This window comes from Micromonospora salmantinae, assembly GCF_022230905.1.
Lineage (GTDB): Bacteria > Actinomycetota > Actinomycetes > Mycobacteriales > Micromonosporaceae > Micromonospora > Micromonospora salmantinae.
This window is the reverse complement of record NZ_JAKKFG010000019.1, coordinates 205,291-219,931: the sequence shown is the minus strand read 5'-3', so window position 1 is coordinate 219,931 and position 14,641 is coordinate 205,291. Positions and strand designations below refer to the sequence as shown.

19 protein-coding genes are annotated in these 14,641 nt (G+C 74.1%); 5 read left to right on the top strand and 14 right to left on the bottom strand.

Annotation, left to right across the window (positions count from 1 at the left end; all coding sequences use genetic code 11):
- The first annotated feature begins 82 nt into the window (after positions 1 to 82).
- Together PSH03_RS17020 and PSH03_RS17015 are read left to right on the top strand one after the other, a co-directional pair.
- Complete coding sequence (locus tag PSH03_RS17020; protein ID WP_238689727.1) at positions 83 to 2,758, top strand: FtsK/SpoIIIE domain-containing protein; 2,676 nt, start codon at positions 83 to 85, stop codon at positions 2,756 to 2,758.
- The gene (locus PSH03_RS17015) at positions 2,755 to 3,417 is read left to right on the top strand and encodes a hypothetical protein (RefSeq protein WP_238689726.1); all 663 of its coding nucleotides are present in this window, start codon (positions 2,755 to 2,757) and stop codon (positions 3,415 to 3,417) included. Before PSH03_RS17020 ends, PSH03_RS17015 begins: the two co-directional genes overlap by 4 nt.
- Before the next feature lie 145 nt (positions 3,418 to 3,562).
- On the opposite strand, the gene PSH03_RS17010 is transcribed toward PSH03_RS17015, so the two are convergent.
- Both PSH03_RS17010 and PSH03_RS17005 read right to left on the bottom strand, forming a co-directional pair.
- Positions 3,563 to 4,840: a cupin domain-containing protein gene (locus tag PSH03_RS17010; protein ID WP_238689725.1), complete on the bottom strand. Its 1,278-nt coding sequence runs from the start codon at positions 4,838 to 4,840 to the stop codon at positions 3,563 to 3,565.
- 9 nt (positions 4,841 to 4,849) lie between these two features.
- A complete protein-coding gene (locus PSH03_RS17005; RefSeq protein WP_238689724.1) occupies positions 4,850 to 5,155 on the bottom strand; it encodes a hypothetical protein in 306 nt (101 codons plus the stop codon).
- A 157-nt stretch (positions 5,156 to 5,312) separates the two neighbouring features.
- Between PSH03_RS17005 and PSH03_RS17000 the strand changes: the two genes are divergently transcribed.
- Complete coding sequence (locus tag PSH03_RS17000) at positions 5,313 to 6,086, top strand: DUF72 domain-containing protein (protein WP_210787446.1); 774 nt, start codon at positions 5,313 to 5,315, stop codon at positions 6,084 to 6,086.
- Between the two features lie 41 nt (positions 6,087 to 6,127).
- On the opposite strand, the gene PSH03_RS16995 is transcribed toward PSH03_RS17000, so the two are convergent.
- The 10 genes from PSH03_RS16995 to PSH03_RS16950 form a co-directional block, all read right to left on the bottom strand.
- Entirely contained in the window at positions 6,128 to 6,556 is a 429-nt protein-coding gene (locus PSH03_RS16995; RefSeq protein ID WP_210787445.1) for a DUF2267 domain-containing protein, read from the bottom strand.
- Complete coding sequence (locus PSH03_RS16990) at positions 6,549 to 6,734, bottom strand: hypothetical protein (protein WP_112587444.1); 186 nt, start codon at positions 6,732 to 6,734, stop codon at positions 6,549 to 6,551. Before PSH03_RS16990 ends, PSH03_RS16995 begins: the two co-directional genes overlap by 8 nt.
- 110 nt (positions 6,735 to 6,844) lie before the next feature.
- Entirely contained in the window at positions 6,845 to 7,717 is an 873-nt protein-coding gene (locus PSH03_RS16985; protein ID WP_238689723.1) for a DUF72 domain-containing protein, read from the bottom strand.
- Between the two features lie 48 nt (positions 7,718 to 7,765).
- Positions 7,766 to 8,164: a TraR/DksA family transcriptional regulator gene (locus PSH03_RS16980; RefSeq protein WP_238689722.1), complete on the bottom strand. Its 399-nt coding sequence runs from the start codon at positions 8,162 to 8,164 to the stop codon at positions 7,766 to 7,768.
- Positions 8,165 to 8,328: 164 nt separating this feature from the next.
- Positions 8,329 to 8,991 carry a nucleoside/nucleotide kinase family protein gene (locus PSH03_RS16975; RefSeq protein WP_238689721.1) on the bottom strand — a complete coding sequence of 221 codons (663 nt, stop codon included), beginning with the start codon at positions 8,989 to 8,991 and terminating at the stop codon, positions 8,329 to 8,331.
- A 41-nt stretch (positions 8,992 to 9,032) separates the two neighbouring features.
- The gene (locus tag PSH03_RS16970; RefSeq protein WP_112587450.1) at positions 9,033 to 9,638 is read right to left on the bottom strand and encodes a winged helix-turn-helix domain-containing protein; all 606 of its coding nucleotides are present in this window, start codon (positions 9,636 to 9,638) and stop codon (positions 9,033 to 9,035) included.
- Between the two features lie 247 nt (positions 9,639 to 9,885).
- A complete protein-coding gene (locus PSH03_RS32675; RefSeq protein WP_305076086.1) occupies positions 9,886 to 10,419 on the bottom strand; it encodes a winged helix-turn-helix domain-containing protein in 534 nt (177 codons plus the stop codon).
- 50 nt (positions 10,420 to 10,469) lie between these two features.
- On the bottom strand, positions 10,470 to 10,958 hold the full coding sequence (locus PSH03_RS16960) for a rhodanese-like domain-containing protein (RefSeq protein WP_238689720.1): 489 nt from the start codon (positions 10,956 to 10,958) through the stop codon (positions 10,470 to 10,472).
- Positions 10,959 to 11,002: 44 nt separating this feature from the next.
- Positions 11,003 to 11,458 (bottom strand): cysteine dioxygenase, encoded by a 456-nt coding sequence (locus PSH03_RS16955; protein WP_238689719.1) that lies wholly within the window; start codon positions 11,456 to 11,458, stop codon positions 11,003 to 11,005.
- Positions 11,459 to 11,570: 112 nt separating this feature from the next.
- Positions 11,571 to 11,948, bottom strand: a complete 378-nt coding sequence (locus PSH03_RS16950) for a signal peptidase I (protein WP_210787538.1) — start codon at positions 11,946 to 11,948, stop codon at positions 11,571 to 11,573.
- Positions 11,949 to 12,056: 108 nt separating this feature from the next.
- On the opposite strand from PSH03_RS16950, the gene PSH03_RS16945 reads away from it, so the two are divergent.
- A complete protein-coding gene (locus PSH03_RS16945; RefSeq protein WP_247670440.1) occupies positions 12,057 to 12,404 on the top strand; it encodes an ankyrin repeat domain-containing protein in 348 nt (115 codons plus the stop codon).
- Positions 12,405 to 12,436: 32 nt separating this feature from the next.
- Complete coding sequence (locus PSH03_RS16940; RefSeq protein ID WP_238689718.1) at positions 12,437 to 13,387, top strand: DUF3500 domain-containing protein; 951 nt, start codon at positions 12,437 to 12,439, stop codon at positions 13,385 to 13,387.
- A 117-nt stretch (positions 13,388 to 13,504) separates the two neighbouring features.
- On the opposite strand, the gene PSH03_RS16935 is transcribed toward PSH03_RS16940, so the two are convergent.
- Both PSH03_RS16935 and PSH03_RS16930 read right to left on the bottom strand, forming a co-directional pair.
- Entirely contained in the window at positions 13,505 to 14,263 is a 759-nt protein-coding gene (locus PSH03_RS16935) for a class I SAM-dependent methyltransferase (RefSeq protein WP_238689717.1), read from the bottom strand.
- A gap of 76 nt (positions 14,264 to 14,339) precedes the next feature.
- Positions 14,340 to 14,534 (bottom strand): helix-hairpin-helix domain-containing protein, encoded by a 195-nt coding sequence (locus PSH03_RS16930; RefSeq protein ID WP_238689716.1) that lies wholly within the window; start codon positions 14,532 to 14,534, stop codon positions 14,340 to 14,342.
- Positions 14,535 to 14,641 lie beyond the last annotated feature (107 nt).

The window sequence follows — 14,641 nt, the reverse complement described above, 5'->3', positions numbered from 1 at the left end:
TCGGATGGGCCGCCGCGCCCCGGCGGGCCGCCGCCGCGCACGGGCAGCCCCTGGCGGGACGCGCCGACGCGTCGGGGCTCCGATGGCTGACCGGCGCGGTCAGCTGGCCAGCCGGGTCCGGGACACCCTCGCCGAGGCGTTGGGCGCCACCCGTACCCGGCTGTCCGCCGCCCAGGCCGACCTGACCGCCGGGCGGGAACGACTCGCCCGGGTCCAGCGGGCGGCGGCAGCAGTACCGGAGCGGGTGGGCGCCCAACGGGACCGCCGCATCGCCGAGATCGACGCCCGCTACTCCACCCGGATCGCGGAGCTGGCCCGGCGGGCCGCCGACGCGGCCCGGCAGGAGGCGCCCGGCTGCGCGGGGGCCGACTGGGCCGGGTGGACGCCGACGCCCGCCCGCCGGGCCGAGCCGCCCGGCGCGCTGCGGGTCGGCACGGTCGGGATCGACGGCGTCGACCCGGTGCCCGCGCTGGTGCCGCTGCTCGACGCCGGGCACGTCCACCTCGCCGGGGACGACCGCGCCGGCTGCGACGCGGTGGTCTCCGCGCTGCTGCTGCGGGCCGTCGGCCGCGCCGACCCCGGGGCGGTACGACTGATCGGGTACGACCCGGACCAGCTCGGCGGCGGACTGGCCGGGTTCGCCCCGTTGGGCACGGCCGGGCTGCTCACCTTCGTCGGCCCGGGCGGGCTGGGTCCACTGCTGGACGACCTGGTGGAGCAGATCCGCCGCATCAACGAGACGGTCCTCGCCGGCGAGTACGCGTCGCTGCGCGAACTGGCGGCCGCGACCGGCCGACGACCCGAGCCGTGGCGGGTGGCGGTGCTGCTCGGCGGGGAGGAGCTGAACCGGCACGAGCGCGGGCAACTGGACCGGGTGGTACGGGCCGGCGCCGCCTGCGGCGTACACCTGGTGGTGCACGGTGTGCCGTTGCCGGAGGATCCGACGGTGACCCGGGTGGTGGCCGGGGTGTCCGGCGCGCGGATCGGCGGCTCGGCCGGACTGCCGGTCCGGCTGGACCCACCGCCACCGGCTGCGCTGGTCACCGAGACCTGCCGGGACGTCGCCGCCCGGGTGAACGCGGGCCCGCCGCCGACCCCCTTCACCGACCTGCTGCCCCCGCCCGAGCTGATGTGGCGGGAGGACTCCGCCGACGGTCTGACCGCGCCGATCGGTGAGGGCCCACAGGGCCGGCCGGTGCGCTTGACGCTCGGCGACTATCCACCCCACGCGCTGATCGGCGGGCCGTCCGGCACCGGCAAGACCAATCTGATCTTCGCGTGGATCGGTGCCCTCGCGGCCCGCTACTCCCCCGCCGAGCTGGAGTTCTACCTGCTCGACTTCAAGGAGGGGGTCTCCTTCGCGCGGTTCGCGCAGGGCCGGCGCGACCCGAGTTGGCTGCCCCACATGCGGCTGGTCGGCATCAACGTCAACACCGACCGGGAGTTCGGGCTGGCGCTGCTGCGCTTCCTCACCGAGGAGTTACGCCGACGCGCCGACGCGGCCAAGAAGCACGAGGTGACCAAGCTGGCCGAGCTGCGGGCGGTCGACCCGACCGGGCACTGGCCACGCATCGTCGCCGTGGTGGACGAGTTCCAGATGTTGCTGGCCGGCCGGGACGCGGTCGCCCGGGAGGCGGCCGACCTGCTGGAGGACCTGGCCCGCCGCGGCCGGTCCCAGGGCATCCACCTGGTCCTGGCCTCGCAGGACGTGCGGGGCATCGAGGCGCTGTGGGGCCGCCCCGCGCTGGTCGCCCAGTTCACCCTGCGCATCGCGTTGCCCAAAGCGCTGCGCATCCTCGCCGAGCGCAACGACGCGGCGCAGTCGCTGCCGCGCTGGCACGCGGTGGTCAACGCCGAGTCGGGCATGGTGGAAGGCAACGAGGTGGCCCGCATCCCGTCGGCCAGCGACTGGGAGACCTGGAGCGGGTTGCAGCACCGGCTGTGGCGGATGCGCGCCCCCGACGCGGCGCCCGCCCGGCTCTTCGACGGCGACGCCATCCCCCGGCTGGCGGACGCCCCGGACTTCCGGGCGCTGGCCGTACCGCCGGACGGGACCGTGCCGCGCAACCCGGTGGCCCTGCTCGGGGAGATCATCGACGTGCAGTCCCGCTCGGCGTCGCTGCGGCTACCGCGCGCGCCGGGCCGCAACCTCGCGGTGCTCGGCACCCGCGTCGACGAGGCGTGCGCGGTGCTCGACGCGGCGGCCCGGTCGCTGGCCCGTCAGCACCCGCCGGGCACCGCCCGGTTCTCCATCGCCTGCCTCGACCCGGACGCCGACCCGATCGCCCGCGCCCTCTACGACGACCTGGCCGACGACGCCGCCTGGTACGACGAGGAGACCGTCGGCGAGCTGATGGCCGAGACGGCCGACGGGCTCGGCGGCCCGGGAAGCCCGCACTACCTGCTGCTGTTCGCTGTCGACGCGGCAGCGGGTGCGTTGGCCGCCCACGCGGGCCGACGTACCGGCCTGGAGCAGCTGCGCCGGATCATGCACGACGGGCCGGAACGACGCACGCACGTGCTGGCCTGGTGGCGGGGTGTGGCCCGGATGCGCGCCGATCTCGGTGGGCCGGCCGCCCGTACCGACCAGATCGGCGCCTGGGTGGCCCTGGACGCGCACGGCGGCGAGCTGGGCTCGTCGCTCTATCCGGGCACCGGCGGCCCGGACTGGTATCCCCGCCCCTGGCGAGGGCTCTTCTTCGACCGGGCGGTGCACCGCACCGGACAGGTGATCATCCCGTATGGACCGACCCGATGAACGAACCGGTGACCAGCGAGACGTACGCGGCGCAGCTACGGCGGCTGGCCGACCTCACCGCGCGGGTCCGCGAGCAGCGCGCCGAGGCGCACACCTGGCACGAACGGCAGTGCGTTGCGGCCGAGCGGGCCGTCGCCGACGCGGCCGAGCAGCTCCAGAGCGCCGAGGAGGAGCTGGTCGCCGCCCGTGAGCAGCAGGAACGGGTCGACGCCGAGGTGGCCCACCTGTGGCAGCAGGTCCGCTCACGCCTCGGTGCCCGCCGTCTCGGCGGCCCGCCCGCCCCGGCGAACGGCGTCGGGGCCACCGACCCGCTGCTGCTGCTCGCCAAGGCCCGTGACCTGCTCGACCGGGCCGGTCAGCCGGGCGAGCTGCCGGGCTCGGTCAACCCGCTGCTGGCGCTCTGCGGGGTGGCCGGCGGTGTGCTGGCGTACGCGCTGGGCGCCGGCGCCCGCGCGCTCGGCGTCGGGTACGGCGGCGACCTGGCGGTCGGACTGCCGGTGCTGGCGTTGGTGGTGACGCTGCTCGGTCCGTTGGTCGGCCTGGTGCCGGCCCGGGTGCTGGCCGACCGCCGGCACGCGGTGCTCGGCCCGCGACCGATCAGTGTGGTGCTCGGCGCCGGTCTACTGACCACAGTGCTGCTGCTGATCCTCGGGCGCTGACCCACCGGGGGCCGACCCCACCCCCAACCCCGTCGATCTTGCAGTTTCTGCGGCGACACAAGGCGCAAGAGCGGACGAATCAGCCACAGAAAGTGCAAGATCGCGCTGGCCCACCCGGCCGGGACGGTCGGTGCGCCGACCGGCCTCAGGCCGGGACGAGCACGGCCTCGCGGAGCAGCCGGCGGGCCAGGGTGAGCCGGTCGGCGTCGTCGGGCAGGCCGGGCAGGTCGCCGACCCGGGTGGCAGTGCCGGTGAGCAGGGCGCGGGCGGCCGGCTCGCAGCTCGCCGGAAGGGTGATGGTGCGGTCGAAGAGCCGCAGCGCCACGGTGTCCGAATCGTGCGGCACCAGCTGCCAGCGCAGGCCGGGACGCAGGGCGACCCGGGAGTCGGCGTCCAGGGTGGCAAGCGCGTCGGCCTGGGCCAGCGGTCGGATCGGCGCCGGGCGGGCCGCCGGCCAGGCGCGCTGCCGCAGACGCGCGGCGACCGCGCCCGGGTCGGCGCGCAGCAGCCAGTCCCGCAACGCCTCCACGGTCTCGGTCAGCTCCGGCTCGATGGCGTCCGGGTCGGCGACGTCGGTGCCGAACGGCAGGCTGGCCCGCAGCCGCTGGTCCTCGGCGGAAAGCGCCAACAACTCCTCGACCAGGGCGTAGCGGGTGAGCGCGCGGATGCCCACGGTCAGGTGCAGCGAGCTGGCGTCCTGCGCCTGCGCGCTGTGCAGCCACCCACGGGGCAGGTAGAGGGCGTCACCGGGGGCGAGCACCACGTCCAGCGCGGCCGGGCCCTGCGCGGTGGCGCCGACCTCGTCGGCGCGCCCGCCCCACTGCTGCTTCTCCAGCGGGTCGGGCAGCACCGGCGGGTGGATCCGCCAGTGCTTGCGGCCGTCGACCTGGAGTACGAACACGTCGTGGGTGTCGTAGTGGGTGGCGAAACCCTGGCTGCCGGCCGGGGTCAGGTAGGCGTTGATCTGCAACGGCTGGTTGAGCGCGAGGCCCAGGTCGCGGGCGAAGTCGACCAGCGGCGGCCAGATCCGGTGCAGCCCCTGCAACACCAGGGTTGCCCCGGACGCGTACTGCTCCAGGACCCGCTCGTCGAGCACCTGGTCGCCGATCTCGGCGCCCGCGCCACCGCCGCCGGTCCAGCGCGACGCCGCGACCAACTGGCCGTCCTTGGCGACGCGCAGGAACGGGGTACGCAGACCGCGCCGGCTCAGCAACTCGTCGGCGTCGGCGGGGCTGAGCAGATCGGTGAAGCCGGCCGGGTCGGGCAGTTCGGCGGCACGGGACAGCAGCGGGGTGTGCCCCCAGTGCGCGGCGGCGAACTTGGCCGGTTCGACCGAGACGCAGCGGGCCAACGCCGCTGTGGCGTCGGTGGACGGAGCCGCCGGGCGGCCGTGGTGGCCGCCCGGCGGGTCGAGGTAGGTCATGGCGAGCCGCTACCGGGCGCTGCCGTCAGCGCCACCGTCCTGCTGACCCGGGGTGGCACCACCGTCGGCGGGACCTTCCGCGCCACCGTCGGCGCCACCGTCCTGCTGACCCGGGGTGGCACCACCGTCGGCGGGACCTTCCGCGCCACCGTCGGCGCCACCGTCCTGCTGACCCGGGGTGGCACCACCGTCGGCGGGACCTTCCGCGCCACCGTCGGCGCCACCGTCGTGCTGACCGGGGGTCGCGCCGCCGTCGGCCGGACCCTCCGCGCCGCCGCCGCCGGTGGTCTGCATGTCGTCATCGTTGAGTGCCATCGGTACTCCCTCGGGTGTGCCGCCCCGCCGTACGCCGGGGTCCGTCGTGCTGCGGGTGGTACCCCACGCGCGATCTTCTCTAACCCTCACCGTAGACGCCGAACCGGGGCGACACGGGCAGTTCGCGAGCGGCGGCGGAGAGTGCCAGGATGGGGTGGTGATCCTGGTGGGCACGTCCGGCTGGCAGTACCGGGACTGGCGCGGCCGCTTCTATCCGCAGGGGCTGCCGCAGCGGCTCTGGCTGGAACACTTCGCGGCCGGGTTCGCCACTGTCGAGGTCAACAACGCCTTCTACCGGCTGCCCGAGCGGGACACCTTCGCCGCCTGGCGGGCGCGCACCCCGGCGGACTTCTGTGTGGCGGTGAAGATGAGCCGCTACCTCACCCACATCAGGCGACTGCGTGACCCGGAGGAGCCGGTGGCCCGGTTCCTCGGCCGCGCCACAGCGCTCGGTGACCGGCTGGGCCCGGTGCTGCTGCAACTGCCACCGAACCTGCGGGCGGACGTCGAGGCGCTGGACGCCACGCTGCGACTGTTCCCGGCGCAGGTGCGGGTAGCGGTCGAGCCCCGGCACCCCTCCTGGTGGACCGACGCCACCCGGGCGGTGTTGGAGCGGCGTCGGGCCGCGCTGGTCTGGGCGGACCGGCTGGGCCGCCCGGTCGCCCCCCGTTGGCGCACCACCGACTTCGGCTACCTGCGACTGCACGAGGGGCGGGCACGGCCGTGGCCCCGTTACGGTCGGGCCGCGCTGCGGTCCTGGGTGGGTCGGCTGACCGACGCCTTCGGCGCGGACGAGCCGGCGTACGTCTATTTCAACAACGATCCGGGCGGCGCCGCGATCGTGGACGCCGTCGCGTTCGCCGCGCTGGCCCGGCAGTCCGGTCACCCGGTGTCGCGGGTGCCCACCGCCGCCGAGGCTGCCGACGACTGAGCCCGCCCGACGCGTCGTCGGGCGGGCTCGGTGTCAGGCCGTCACGGCATCATCGTGGCGAGGTCCTTGGGCATGGTGTCCTTCACGTCCTGCCACTCACCCTGGGTGACGTGGCGGCGCAGCGTGTCCAGCACCACCTGCGTCACCCGCTCCGGGCCACCCTCCGCGTCGTACGGGAAGCCCTGCCGCACCTCGTAGAGGAAGTCGTCGCGGTTGAGCTTGATCGGCACGTCCGACGGCACCCAGCCGTCGAAGTAGATGCCCCGCACCAGCACCGGCAACTGCTGGGCGAACTCCACGCTCTCGTCCACCGGCAGCCGGTCGCGCAACAGGTGCAGCACCGTGCGCAGGGCCGCGTACGACTGGTTGCGCCGATCCTTCGGCCAGCCGTACGCGTTCTCGATGTCCTTGAGAATCAGGTTGGTCTTGTCCAGCGAGGACTCGAACGCTGAGATCATCGCGTCAGCCATCGGTCGACCCCCGTTCCGTGGTGTCCCACCGTCGGTCGTCGGCGCGGCGCGGCGGCCCCACCGGGCCACGGCGGGCCCGCACCGGGCTGCCCTGCGGGGCACGCCGGGCGTTGTCGGCCGTGCCGACCACGTGCAGGACGGCACCACGCCGTCGATCCGTCACCAGTCGAACCGTCATCCCCGTCACCTCCGTGTCGTCTCCGGCGTCGGCCGCCACTGGCGGCCGTACCCACCGCGTCCACCCTCCCCACGGGTGGGGTGAGGCGACCCCACCCCGATCGGGTGAGGTCAGCCGGCGTCGAGAAGACCCGCGAGGGTCTTCGCGTTGGTCTGCGCGTAGTCGCGGTAGCAGTTGTTCATGAGCACGTGGGTCTGGCCAGCCTGGTCGGCCAGTTCGCGCAGCTTCGGCGCCCAGTCGGCCAACTCCCGCTTGGAGTAGTGGTAGCCGAACTTCTCGTGGATGTCCTTGCTGGTCCACTTGTCGCTGTGCCCGTGAAAGCGCATGACCGCGAGGTCCGCGGTGGCGGCCAGGACCGGAGGCAGCGACGAGCGGTGGCCCTGCGGCATGTCCACGCAGACGTACGGCAGTTTGTGCTCGCGCAGGAAGGCAAGCGTCTCGTCGGCGTTGTCGCCGTCGAACCAGGAGGCGTGCCGGAACTCGTACACCGGGCGCAGCGGCGCGCAGCGCTTCGCCACCTCCAGCAGGTACTGCTTGTTGGCCCGCTTGATGGTGAACCAGGGTGGGAACTGGAACAGCAGCGCGCCCAGCTTGCCGGCCTCGACCAGCGGATCCAGCGCGGACAGGAAGCGCGTCCACACCTCCTCGTACGACTGCGCGGGCAGGTCGTCGGGGTAGACGTTCTTCTTGTCGGTCTCCGGGCGCAGGTCCTTGTAGAGCGCGCTGACCCGGGTGGGGTGCCCGGTCAGCAGGCTGAACGCCTTGATGTTGAAGGTGAAGCCGGCCGGGGTGCGCTCGGCCCACAGCCGCGCGGTCGCCTCGGCGGGCGGCGAGTAGTAGGTGGCGTCCACTTCGACCAGCGGGAACTGCTTGGCGTAGTAGGCCAGCCGTTTCTCCGGGGTGTCGGCGGTCTGCGGGTACCACCCCGAGTCCAGCAGTGTGCGGTCGGTCCAGGACGCGGTGCCCACCAGGATGTCACCCATTGTGGAAGTCCATCGCGTCGCGGACCGACCGGCAACCGCTGGGGTGGCTCAGGCCGCCCGCCGCTCGCGAGTCTGCTTGCACGTCACACAGGTGGTGGCGGACGGGAAGATCTCCAGCCGCTCCACCGGGATCGCCGCCGAGCAGCCCTCGCACCAGCCGTAGGTGCCCTCCTCGAGCCGGCCGAGGGCGTGCTCGTACTGGGCGCGGCGGTCGAGGATGGTGCGCAACAGGGACTGGGCGGTGTCCCGCTCGGCCGTCTTGGTGCCGCTGTCGGCCTGGTCGTCGCCGGCGGTGTCGGCGACCTCCACCAGCCGCAGCACCTGGCTCTGGAGCACCGCGTGGTCGTACTCCGCGGTCAGCTCGTCGTAGCGCGCCTGGAGCGACTGTCGGATCTGATCGATCTCCGTCTGGGACCGGGTCGTACCGACCGTGTCGTGGACGAGCATCGCTGCCTGCCTTTCCTGGGCCTGTGGCTCAAGGTGAACCGGGTGCCGGCGGCGCGGAGCCCCGGTCACGGTCGCGTTCGGTGCGCGGGCGGTCACCCGCGCTCTGTGAGCCGGGCGAGTACCCGCCCGATCAGGCGCGCAAACCGACGAATTCTCGGTTGTTGTCAGTCGTTTCCGCCGGGCTCGACGAGCGCCGGGCGGCGGGGGTCGCCGACACGTACCACGACGTCGGCGAAGCTCGCCGGGACGACCTCCTCGGCGTACCGGTCGAAGGCCGGCAGCGTCCACCGCTGGGCCGGTTCGGTGCGCCGGCGCAGCGCCGCCGGGGACAACTCCAGGTGGACGGTCACGTCGAAGGGCAGGCCGCCCCCGAGCAGCAGGGAGCCGCTGACCACGACGACGCCCCCGGGCGCCAGGTCGACGTAGCGGGCCCGGCTGGCCCGGTCGGCGTCGACGTCCCAGAGCGACGGAAGCAGCCGGCCGCTGCCGCCCGGACCGGCCGGGTCGAGCACCTCCCGGCGCAGCCCGGCCTCGTCGACCCAGGCCTCGTAGAAGGAGTCCGGGTTGGTGCGGCCCAACTCGAAGCGCAGCGACGCGGGGCGCAGGAAGTCGGTGGCGCGCACGTGCAGCACCGGGTGACCCTGGGCGCGCAGCGGGTCGACCAGCGCCGCGGCCAGTTCGTCGGCGCCGGCGGCGGGGGCGCCGTCCACTGCCACCCGCAGCCGCGCGGGCCCGGCGGCGGCGCTCGCGGCGCGGGTCGCCGCGTCGGCCAGCCGGCCGGTCAGCTCGGTGACGAGCAGGTCGGGCGAGATGGGGCGGATGCGCACCGGACCATCCTGCCCCGCGCCGGGTCCGTGGATGCCGCCGGTCAGCCGCTGCGGTCGATGGTGACCCGGGCGTCGTCGGCCAGCCGGTAGCCCACGCCGTAGACGGTGGTGACCAACGGGACGTCCACGCCGACCTTGCCGCGCAGCCGACGCACGTGCACGTCGACGGTGCGCACGCCGGCGTGCTCGTAGCCCCAGACGGCGTTGAGCAGTTGCAGCCGGGTGAACACCCGGCGCGGGTGGGCGACCAGGTGCAGCAGCAGGTCGAACTCCAGCCGGGTCAGCGGCAGCGGCTCCTCGTCGCGCAGCACCGAGCGCGACGAGGCGAGGATGTGCAGGGCGGGAATGGTCGGGCTGATCGGTCGGGCCGGCGACCGGTTGGCGGGCGCCTGGTCGGGGCGGCGTTCGGCCGGGACGGAACCGATGATCACGCCTTCACCCCGCTCCAGCATCTCGCGAGCGGCCTCCAACAGCCGGCGCGCCGCCGGGGTCAGCGACTCCTCACAGGCCAGCGGGATGGACAGCGTCACGGTGAGCACGGGCGCGGCGGTGTTCGCCGGGCGACGCTGGCCGCCGGGAGGTCGACCGGGCACCGCGGGTTGGGACGTATGCCATCCGGCACGCGACGAGGCGGGGCTGACCGACATGGTCCTCCTTGGGCTGGTCCGGGTATCTCCCCACGGCCCGGGACGCCGCTTCATCGATGCTTCCCGGCGCCTGGGCGAGGGTCAAGAGGCGGCTGCGTTGCATGAATGTGACAATTGACGAACACATCGGAGCCGAATGCTCGCTCTGCGTACGAGGCCTGATGATTACAGCAGAGTCGTCGAGATGCCCCGTTACGGGGGTCCCCGACCGGTTCACCAGGCGGTCACATCGCCGCCGGACCAGGGCTCAGCTGCTGTGATCCACGCTGATCAGCGCCCCGTCGGCCAGCCGGTAGCCGACGCCGTAGACGGTGGTGACGACCTCCGAGCCGGCCAGCTTGGCGCGCAGCCGGCGGACGTGCACGTCCACCGTCCGGGCCACCGCGTGCTCGTAGCCCCACACGCTGGAGAGCAGTTGCAGGCGGGTGAAGACCCGGCGGGGCCGCTCGGCCAGAAACAGCAGCAGCTCGTACTCGATGCGGGTCAGCGCGATGACCCGGTCGCCCTGGCGGACCATCCGCGAGCCGGCCAGGATGCGGACGTGGTCCGGTGCGGCGGGCCGCGGGGCCGGTCGCGGCCCCGACGCGGGCTCCTCCACGGCACGCAGTTGGCCCTCCCCCGACTCGGCCAGCTCGGCGAGCAGCTGCACCAGCCGGGCCAGCCGGGGGCTCAGCGGCCCGGGGACGAGGTCGAGGGTGATGGTCAGGGTCGGGCTGGTGCGCGGACGGGCCGGTGGGCGCACGCCGGGGTGGCGGCGCGTGGGGATGGCGACGACGGACATGGTGCCTCCTGAGTGGCGGTACGCGCGCCACGCCGGGTGTGGCGTGACGGTCAGCGGCGCGCCCAGCCGGCGTTGACCGGGGACGCGAGGGGAGAGGGGTGGTGCAGTGGGGTCGGGCCGAGGGCCGGCAGGCCGGCGATCCGCCAGGCCGCGAACCCACCGACCACATCGGTGGCCCGGTGCAGGCCGACGTCCTGCAGAGCGGCGGCGGCCAGCGACGAGGTGTAGCCCTCCTGACAGAGGATCACCAGCGGCACGTCGTAGTCGACGGCCTGCGGCAGCCGGGCCGCGCAGCGGGGGTCGAAGCGCCACTCCAGCACGTTGCGTTCGACGACGAGCGAGCCCGGCACCACGCCGTGTGCGGCCCGCTGCGCGGCCGGGCGGATGTCGACAAGCAGCGCTCCGTTCCGGTACGCCAGGTGCGCCCGCTCCGGCGCCAGCCGGCGCAGCCGGGCCCGCGCGGCGGCCAGGATCTCGTCGATGCCCCGGGAGCCCGGTGGCGGCACGGGGGCGGGACAGTGCTCGGCGGTTGTCTGCATTCTCGGGTTCCTTCCGGTGACAAGGGGGTTCTCGGTGCGCGCGGCTACCAGGACCGGCCCGCCTCGGCGACCTCGGCGACCCGCAGCCGCCCGTCGAGGAGGCGATAGCGGGTCATCCGCAGCAGCGCCGGCCGGTAGACGTGCACGCTGACCGCCGGATCGACGCCTCGGTTGGTCACCTGGTGCACGTGCCGGGGGCCGAAGCGGCGGCCCGCGCCGGCCGGCAGCAGTCGGGGGCGTAGTCGGCCGGCGCTGACCGTCTCCTCGGTGAGCACGCCGCCGACCACCCGGAACGCCCCGGAGGAGCCGCCGTGGTCGTGCAGGTCGGTGCCCTGTCCGGGCAGCCAGCTCAGCGCCCACACCTCGTGCTCGTCGCTGACGGCGAGGCGGGCGTACCAGCGCTCGGCGGGGTCGAACCGCAGCGCGACCGGCCAGCCGGCCGGGTCGGCCCATCCGGCGGCAACGGTGAGCAGGTCGGGCTCCGGACGGTGGTGCGTCATGGCGGTTCCTCGCGGGTCGTTCGGCGGGGTGCTCTCGTACTCTAGACGGCAAAGCCTATAGGTTTAGTAGGTAATTCCGCCTGGTGGGACGCCGGTCAGCCGCTCGGGTGAATCAGCGCAGCACCGGCGGATCCGCGCGGTAGCCCGGCAACGAGGGCCAGCGCACTGTCAACACCACCGACGCGCGCTCGGCGAACCAGGAATGGTCGACCCCACGGGCCCACACCACGTAGTCGCCGGGCGCGGCCAGCCGTACCGTCCGGTCCGGCAACTCCACCCGGAAACACCCCTCGACGAGTACGAGCAGAGTGGTGCGCACCTCGCCGGTCGCCCACCGCGACCGGGCCTGCCCGGGCGGATGCACACCCCACTTCACCTCGACGTCGGTGCTGTGCCGGATCTCCCCCGGCAACGCGAAGTGCCCGAGCAACCAACCAGCGTTGGTGGCGCCGTCGACGCCCGCGTTGCCCACGTACACCGTCTCACCCATCGGACCCCTCCCCAGCGCGCCGGCCGAGCAACCTATCAGGACCGGTGTGGATAACCTGGACCGGTGACCGAGAACCTCGACGCCGAGACGCTGGCGTTCGCGCACCGGATGTTCGACCTGGCCCGGGCCGGCGCCACCGACGAGCTGGCGGCGCAGATCGACGCCGGCCTGCCGGTCAACCTCACCAACGACAAGGGCGACACGCTGCTCATCCTGGCCGCGTACCACGCCCACCCGGACACGGTGGCCGCCCTGCTCACCCGCGGCGCCGACCACACCCGGGCCAACGACCGAGGTCAGACCGCGTTGGCCGCAGCGGTCTTCCGCAGCAGCACCGAAGCGGTCCGCGCGCTCCTCGCCGCCGGCGCGGATCCGGCACACGGCAACCCGTCCGCCGTCGAGACCGCGCGCTTCTTCGACCTGCCGGAGATGACAGAGCTGCTGCGCGTCGGCTGACACCGGCACGGCCGGGCCGGTATACAGGGGCGGTGGAAGATCCTCTGCCGGAGCAGATGCGGGCCGCCGCGACCGCACTGCTGACCGCGCTCGACCCCGCCGCCCGCGAGAGCGCCGTGCACTCGTTCGACGACGAGGCGGCCCGGCGCTGGCTGGAATACCGGCCCCGACCCCGACCGGGCGTCTGCCTCGCCGAGCTCGACGTCACCGCCCGCAAGGCCGCCCACCGGCTGCTGGCCACCGCGCTCAGCCCCTCGGCGTACGCACAGGCGATGGCGATCATCTCGCTGGAGGAGGTGCTGGACCGGGCCGAGGGCTGGCAACGCGGGCGGCACAGCGCCGACTACTGGGTGGCCGTGTTCGGTGACCCGGCCCGCGACGACAGTTGGGCGTGGCGACTCGAAGGACACCACCTGTCGGTGAACATGACAGTGGTGGACGGTCAGGTCTCCCCCGCGCCGATCTTCTTCGGCGCCAACCCGGCCGCGGTCCGCTACGCCGGCCGTCCGGTCTCCCGCCCACTCGGTGTCGAAGAGGACCTGGCCCGTGCCCTGCTCGACGCGCTGGGCCCCGCCGAGCGGGCCGCCGCGATCATCGCCGACGAGGCGCCCGCGGACATCATCAGCGCCACCCGTGGGCGGGTCGACGCGCCGCTGGAGCCCCTCGGCGTACCGGCGGAGCGGCTGGGACCGACCGGCCGCGCGCTGCTCGACCAGGTGGTCGCCCTCTACCTCGACCGGCTACCGCCCGAACTGGCCATCCGGGAGGCGACCCGACTGGCCGCCGGCCCACTGCACTTCGCCTGGGCCGGCCCCACCCACCCCGGGCGGCGGCACTACTACCGGGTGCAGGGCGACGACCTGCTGATCGAGTACGACAACACCACCGCGGACGGCAACCACGCGCACACAGTGCTGCGCCGCCCGGCGAGCGACTTCGGCGCCGACGTCCTGGCAACCCACCACCAAACCCACTCCCACTAACCCCGCGTCCGTCGCCCTGCCCTGCCCTCGCCGATCTTGCAGCTTCGGCGGTCGAGTTGCCCTGATAGGCGGCTTTCGCGGGCACCGAAAGTGCAAGATCGACGGGGCGGGGGGCCGTCAGGGGCGGGTGGCTTCGATGAGGAAGCGTTGGGCGTGGGCGACGAAGGGGCCCTCGTTGGCGATGCGGTGGTGGAGGTCGCGCAGAGGTGCGCGGTAGCGGTCGACAGTGAACCCGGGCACCGTCCAGATCACCTTGCGCAGGAACCAGACCACCGCGCCGATGTCGGCGAAGGTCGCCCGCAGCGTGGCCCGACGCAGGTCGACCACCCGCAGGCCGGCGGCCTCGGCGGCGGCGACCGCGTGCTCGGGGTGCCGCTGGGTCGGCGGCGGCAACGGCCCGAGGATCGCCTCACTCAGCTCCCGCATGGTGCCGGCCCCGATCTGCTGCGACAGGAACGTCCCGCCCGGCCGCAGCACCCGCGCGGTCTGAAGCCAGTCGGTTCGCACCGGATGCCTGCTCACCACCAGGTCGAACGAGGCGTCGCGAAACGGCAGCGGCCCGTCCGACGCGACAGCGACCACCGACGCGCCGACCCGACGCAGGATCCGTCGGGCAACCTCCACGTTCGGCGGCCACGCCTCGGTCGCCGTCAGCAGCTTCGGCACACGCGGCACCTCGGCGAGTACCTCCCCGCCGCCGGTGTCCACGTCCAGCGCCGCGTCGGCCCGCGCCATCCGGTCGGCGACCAGCCGGGCGTACCCCCAGGGTGGACGCTCCTCGGTGGCCCGGCCGGCCAGCCAGCCGAAGCCCCAACCATCGACGGGCGCGGCGGCGGCCTCCGCGATCAAGTCCTCGGCGTCACGCTCAGCGGTCATGGCGGTCAGCCTCGCGGCCGCTCACCGGGCCGGCAACCCATTTGCCGCCGCGCGCCCGGGGTGTCCCCGGTGGACCTCAGCCGAGGCTGAGCCCGTGCTCCTCGAGGGCGGCCTGGAGGATCCCGAGCGCCTTCGGGCCCATGCCGTGCAGCTCGGCCAGGTCCGTCCGAGGAACGCCCGCGAGCTGGCGCAGCGCGGTGTAGCCGGCGCCGTGCAGGGCCCGGGTGGCGGGCGCGCCGATCTTCGGGAGCGTGTCCGGAGAGGAGGTCATTCGGGGATGGTAGACCGACCAGTCGCACGGGTGACGGCCCCGCGCACCAGCCCCGCGCACCAGCCCCGCGCACCAGCCCCGCGCACCAGCCCCGCCGGCCGGCCGAG

What these genes read in the sequence shown, in the direction of transcription:
- PSH03_RS17010 (WP_238689725.1), bottom strand. Translation starts at nt 4,840, where the DNA reads ATGACCTACCTCGACCCGCCGGGCGGCCACCACGGCCGCCCGGCGGCT.
- PSH03_RS16970 (WP_112587450.1), bottom strand. Translation starts at nt 9,638, where the DNA reads ATGTCGGTCAGCCCCGCCTCGTCGCGTGCCGGATGGCATACGTCCCAA.
- PSH03_RS16985 (WP_238689723.1), bottom strand. Translation starts at nt 7,717, where the DNA reads ATGGGTGACATCCTGGTGGGCACCGCGTCCTGGACCGACCGCACACTG.
- PSH03_RS16990 (WP_112587444.1), bottom strand. Translation starts at nt 6,734, where the DNA reads ATGACGGTTCGACTGGTGACGGATCGACGGCGTGGTGCCGTCCTGCAC.
- PSH03_RS16935 (WP_238689717.1), bottom strand. Translation starts at nt 14,263, where the DNA reads ATGACCGCTGAGCGTGACGCCGAGGACTTGATCGCGGAGGCCGCCGCC.
- PSH03_RS17015 (WP_238689726.1), top strand. Translation starts at nt 2,755, where the DNA reads ATGAACGAACCGGTGACCAGCGAGACGTACGCGGCGCAGCTACGGCGG.
- PSH03_RS16995 (WP_210787445.1), bottom strand. Translation starts at nt 6,556, where the DNA reads ATGGCTGACGCGATGATCTCAGCGTTCGAGTCCTCGCTGGACAAGACC.
- PSH03_RS17020 (WP_238689727.1), top strand. Translation starts at nt 83, where the DNA reads ATGGCTGACCGGCGCGGTCAGCTGGCCAGCCGGGTCCGGGACACCCTC.
- PSH03_RS16945 (WP_247670440.1), top strand. Translation starts at nt 12,057, where the DNA reads ATGTTCGACCTGGCCCGGGCCGGCGCCACCGACGAGCTGGCGGCGCAG.
- PSH03_RS16950 (WP_210787538.1), bottom strand. Translation starts at nt 11,948, where the DNA reads ATGGGTGAGACGGTGTACGTGGGCAACGCGGGCGTCGACGGCGCCACC.
- PSH03_RS16930 (WP_238689716.1), bottom strand. Translation starts at nt 14,534, where the DNA reads ATGACCTCCTCTCCGGACACGCTCCCGAAGATCGGCGCGCCCGCCACC.
- PSH03_RS16955 (WP_238689719.1), bottom strand. Translation starts at nt 11,458, where the DNA reads ATGACGCACCACCGTCCGGAGCCCGACCTGCTCACCGTTGCCGCCGGA.
- PSH03_RS16980 (WP_238689722.1), bottom strand. Translation starts at nt 8,164, where the DNA reads ATGCTCGTCCACGACACGGTCGGTACGACCCGGTCCCAGACGGAGATC.
- PSH03_RS16960 (WP_238689720.1), bottom strand. Translation starts at nt 10,958, where the DNA reads ATGCAGACAACCGCCGAGCACTGTCCCGCCCCCGTGCCGCCACCGGGC.
- PSH03_RS17005 (WP_238689724.1), bottom strand. Translation starts at nt 5,155, where the DNA reads ATGGCACTCAACGATGACGACATGCAGACCACCGGCGGCGGCGGCGCG.
- PSH03_RS32675 (WP_305076086.1), bottom strand. Translation starts at nt 10,419, where the DNA reads ATGTCCGTCGTCGCCATCCCCACGCGCCGCCACCCCGGCGTGCGCCCA.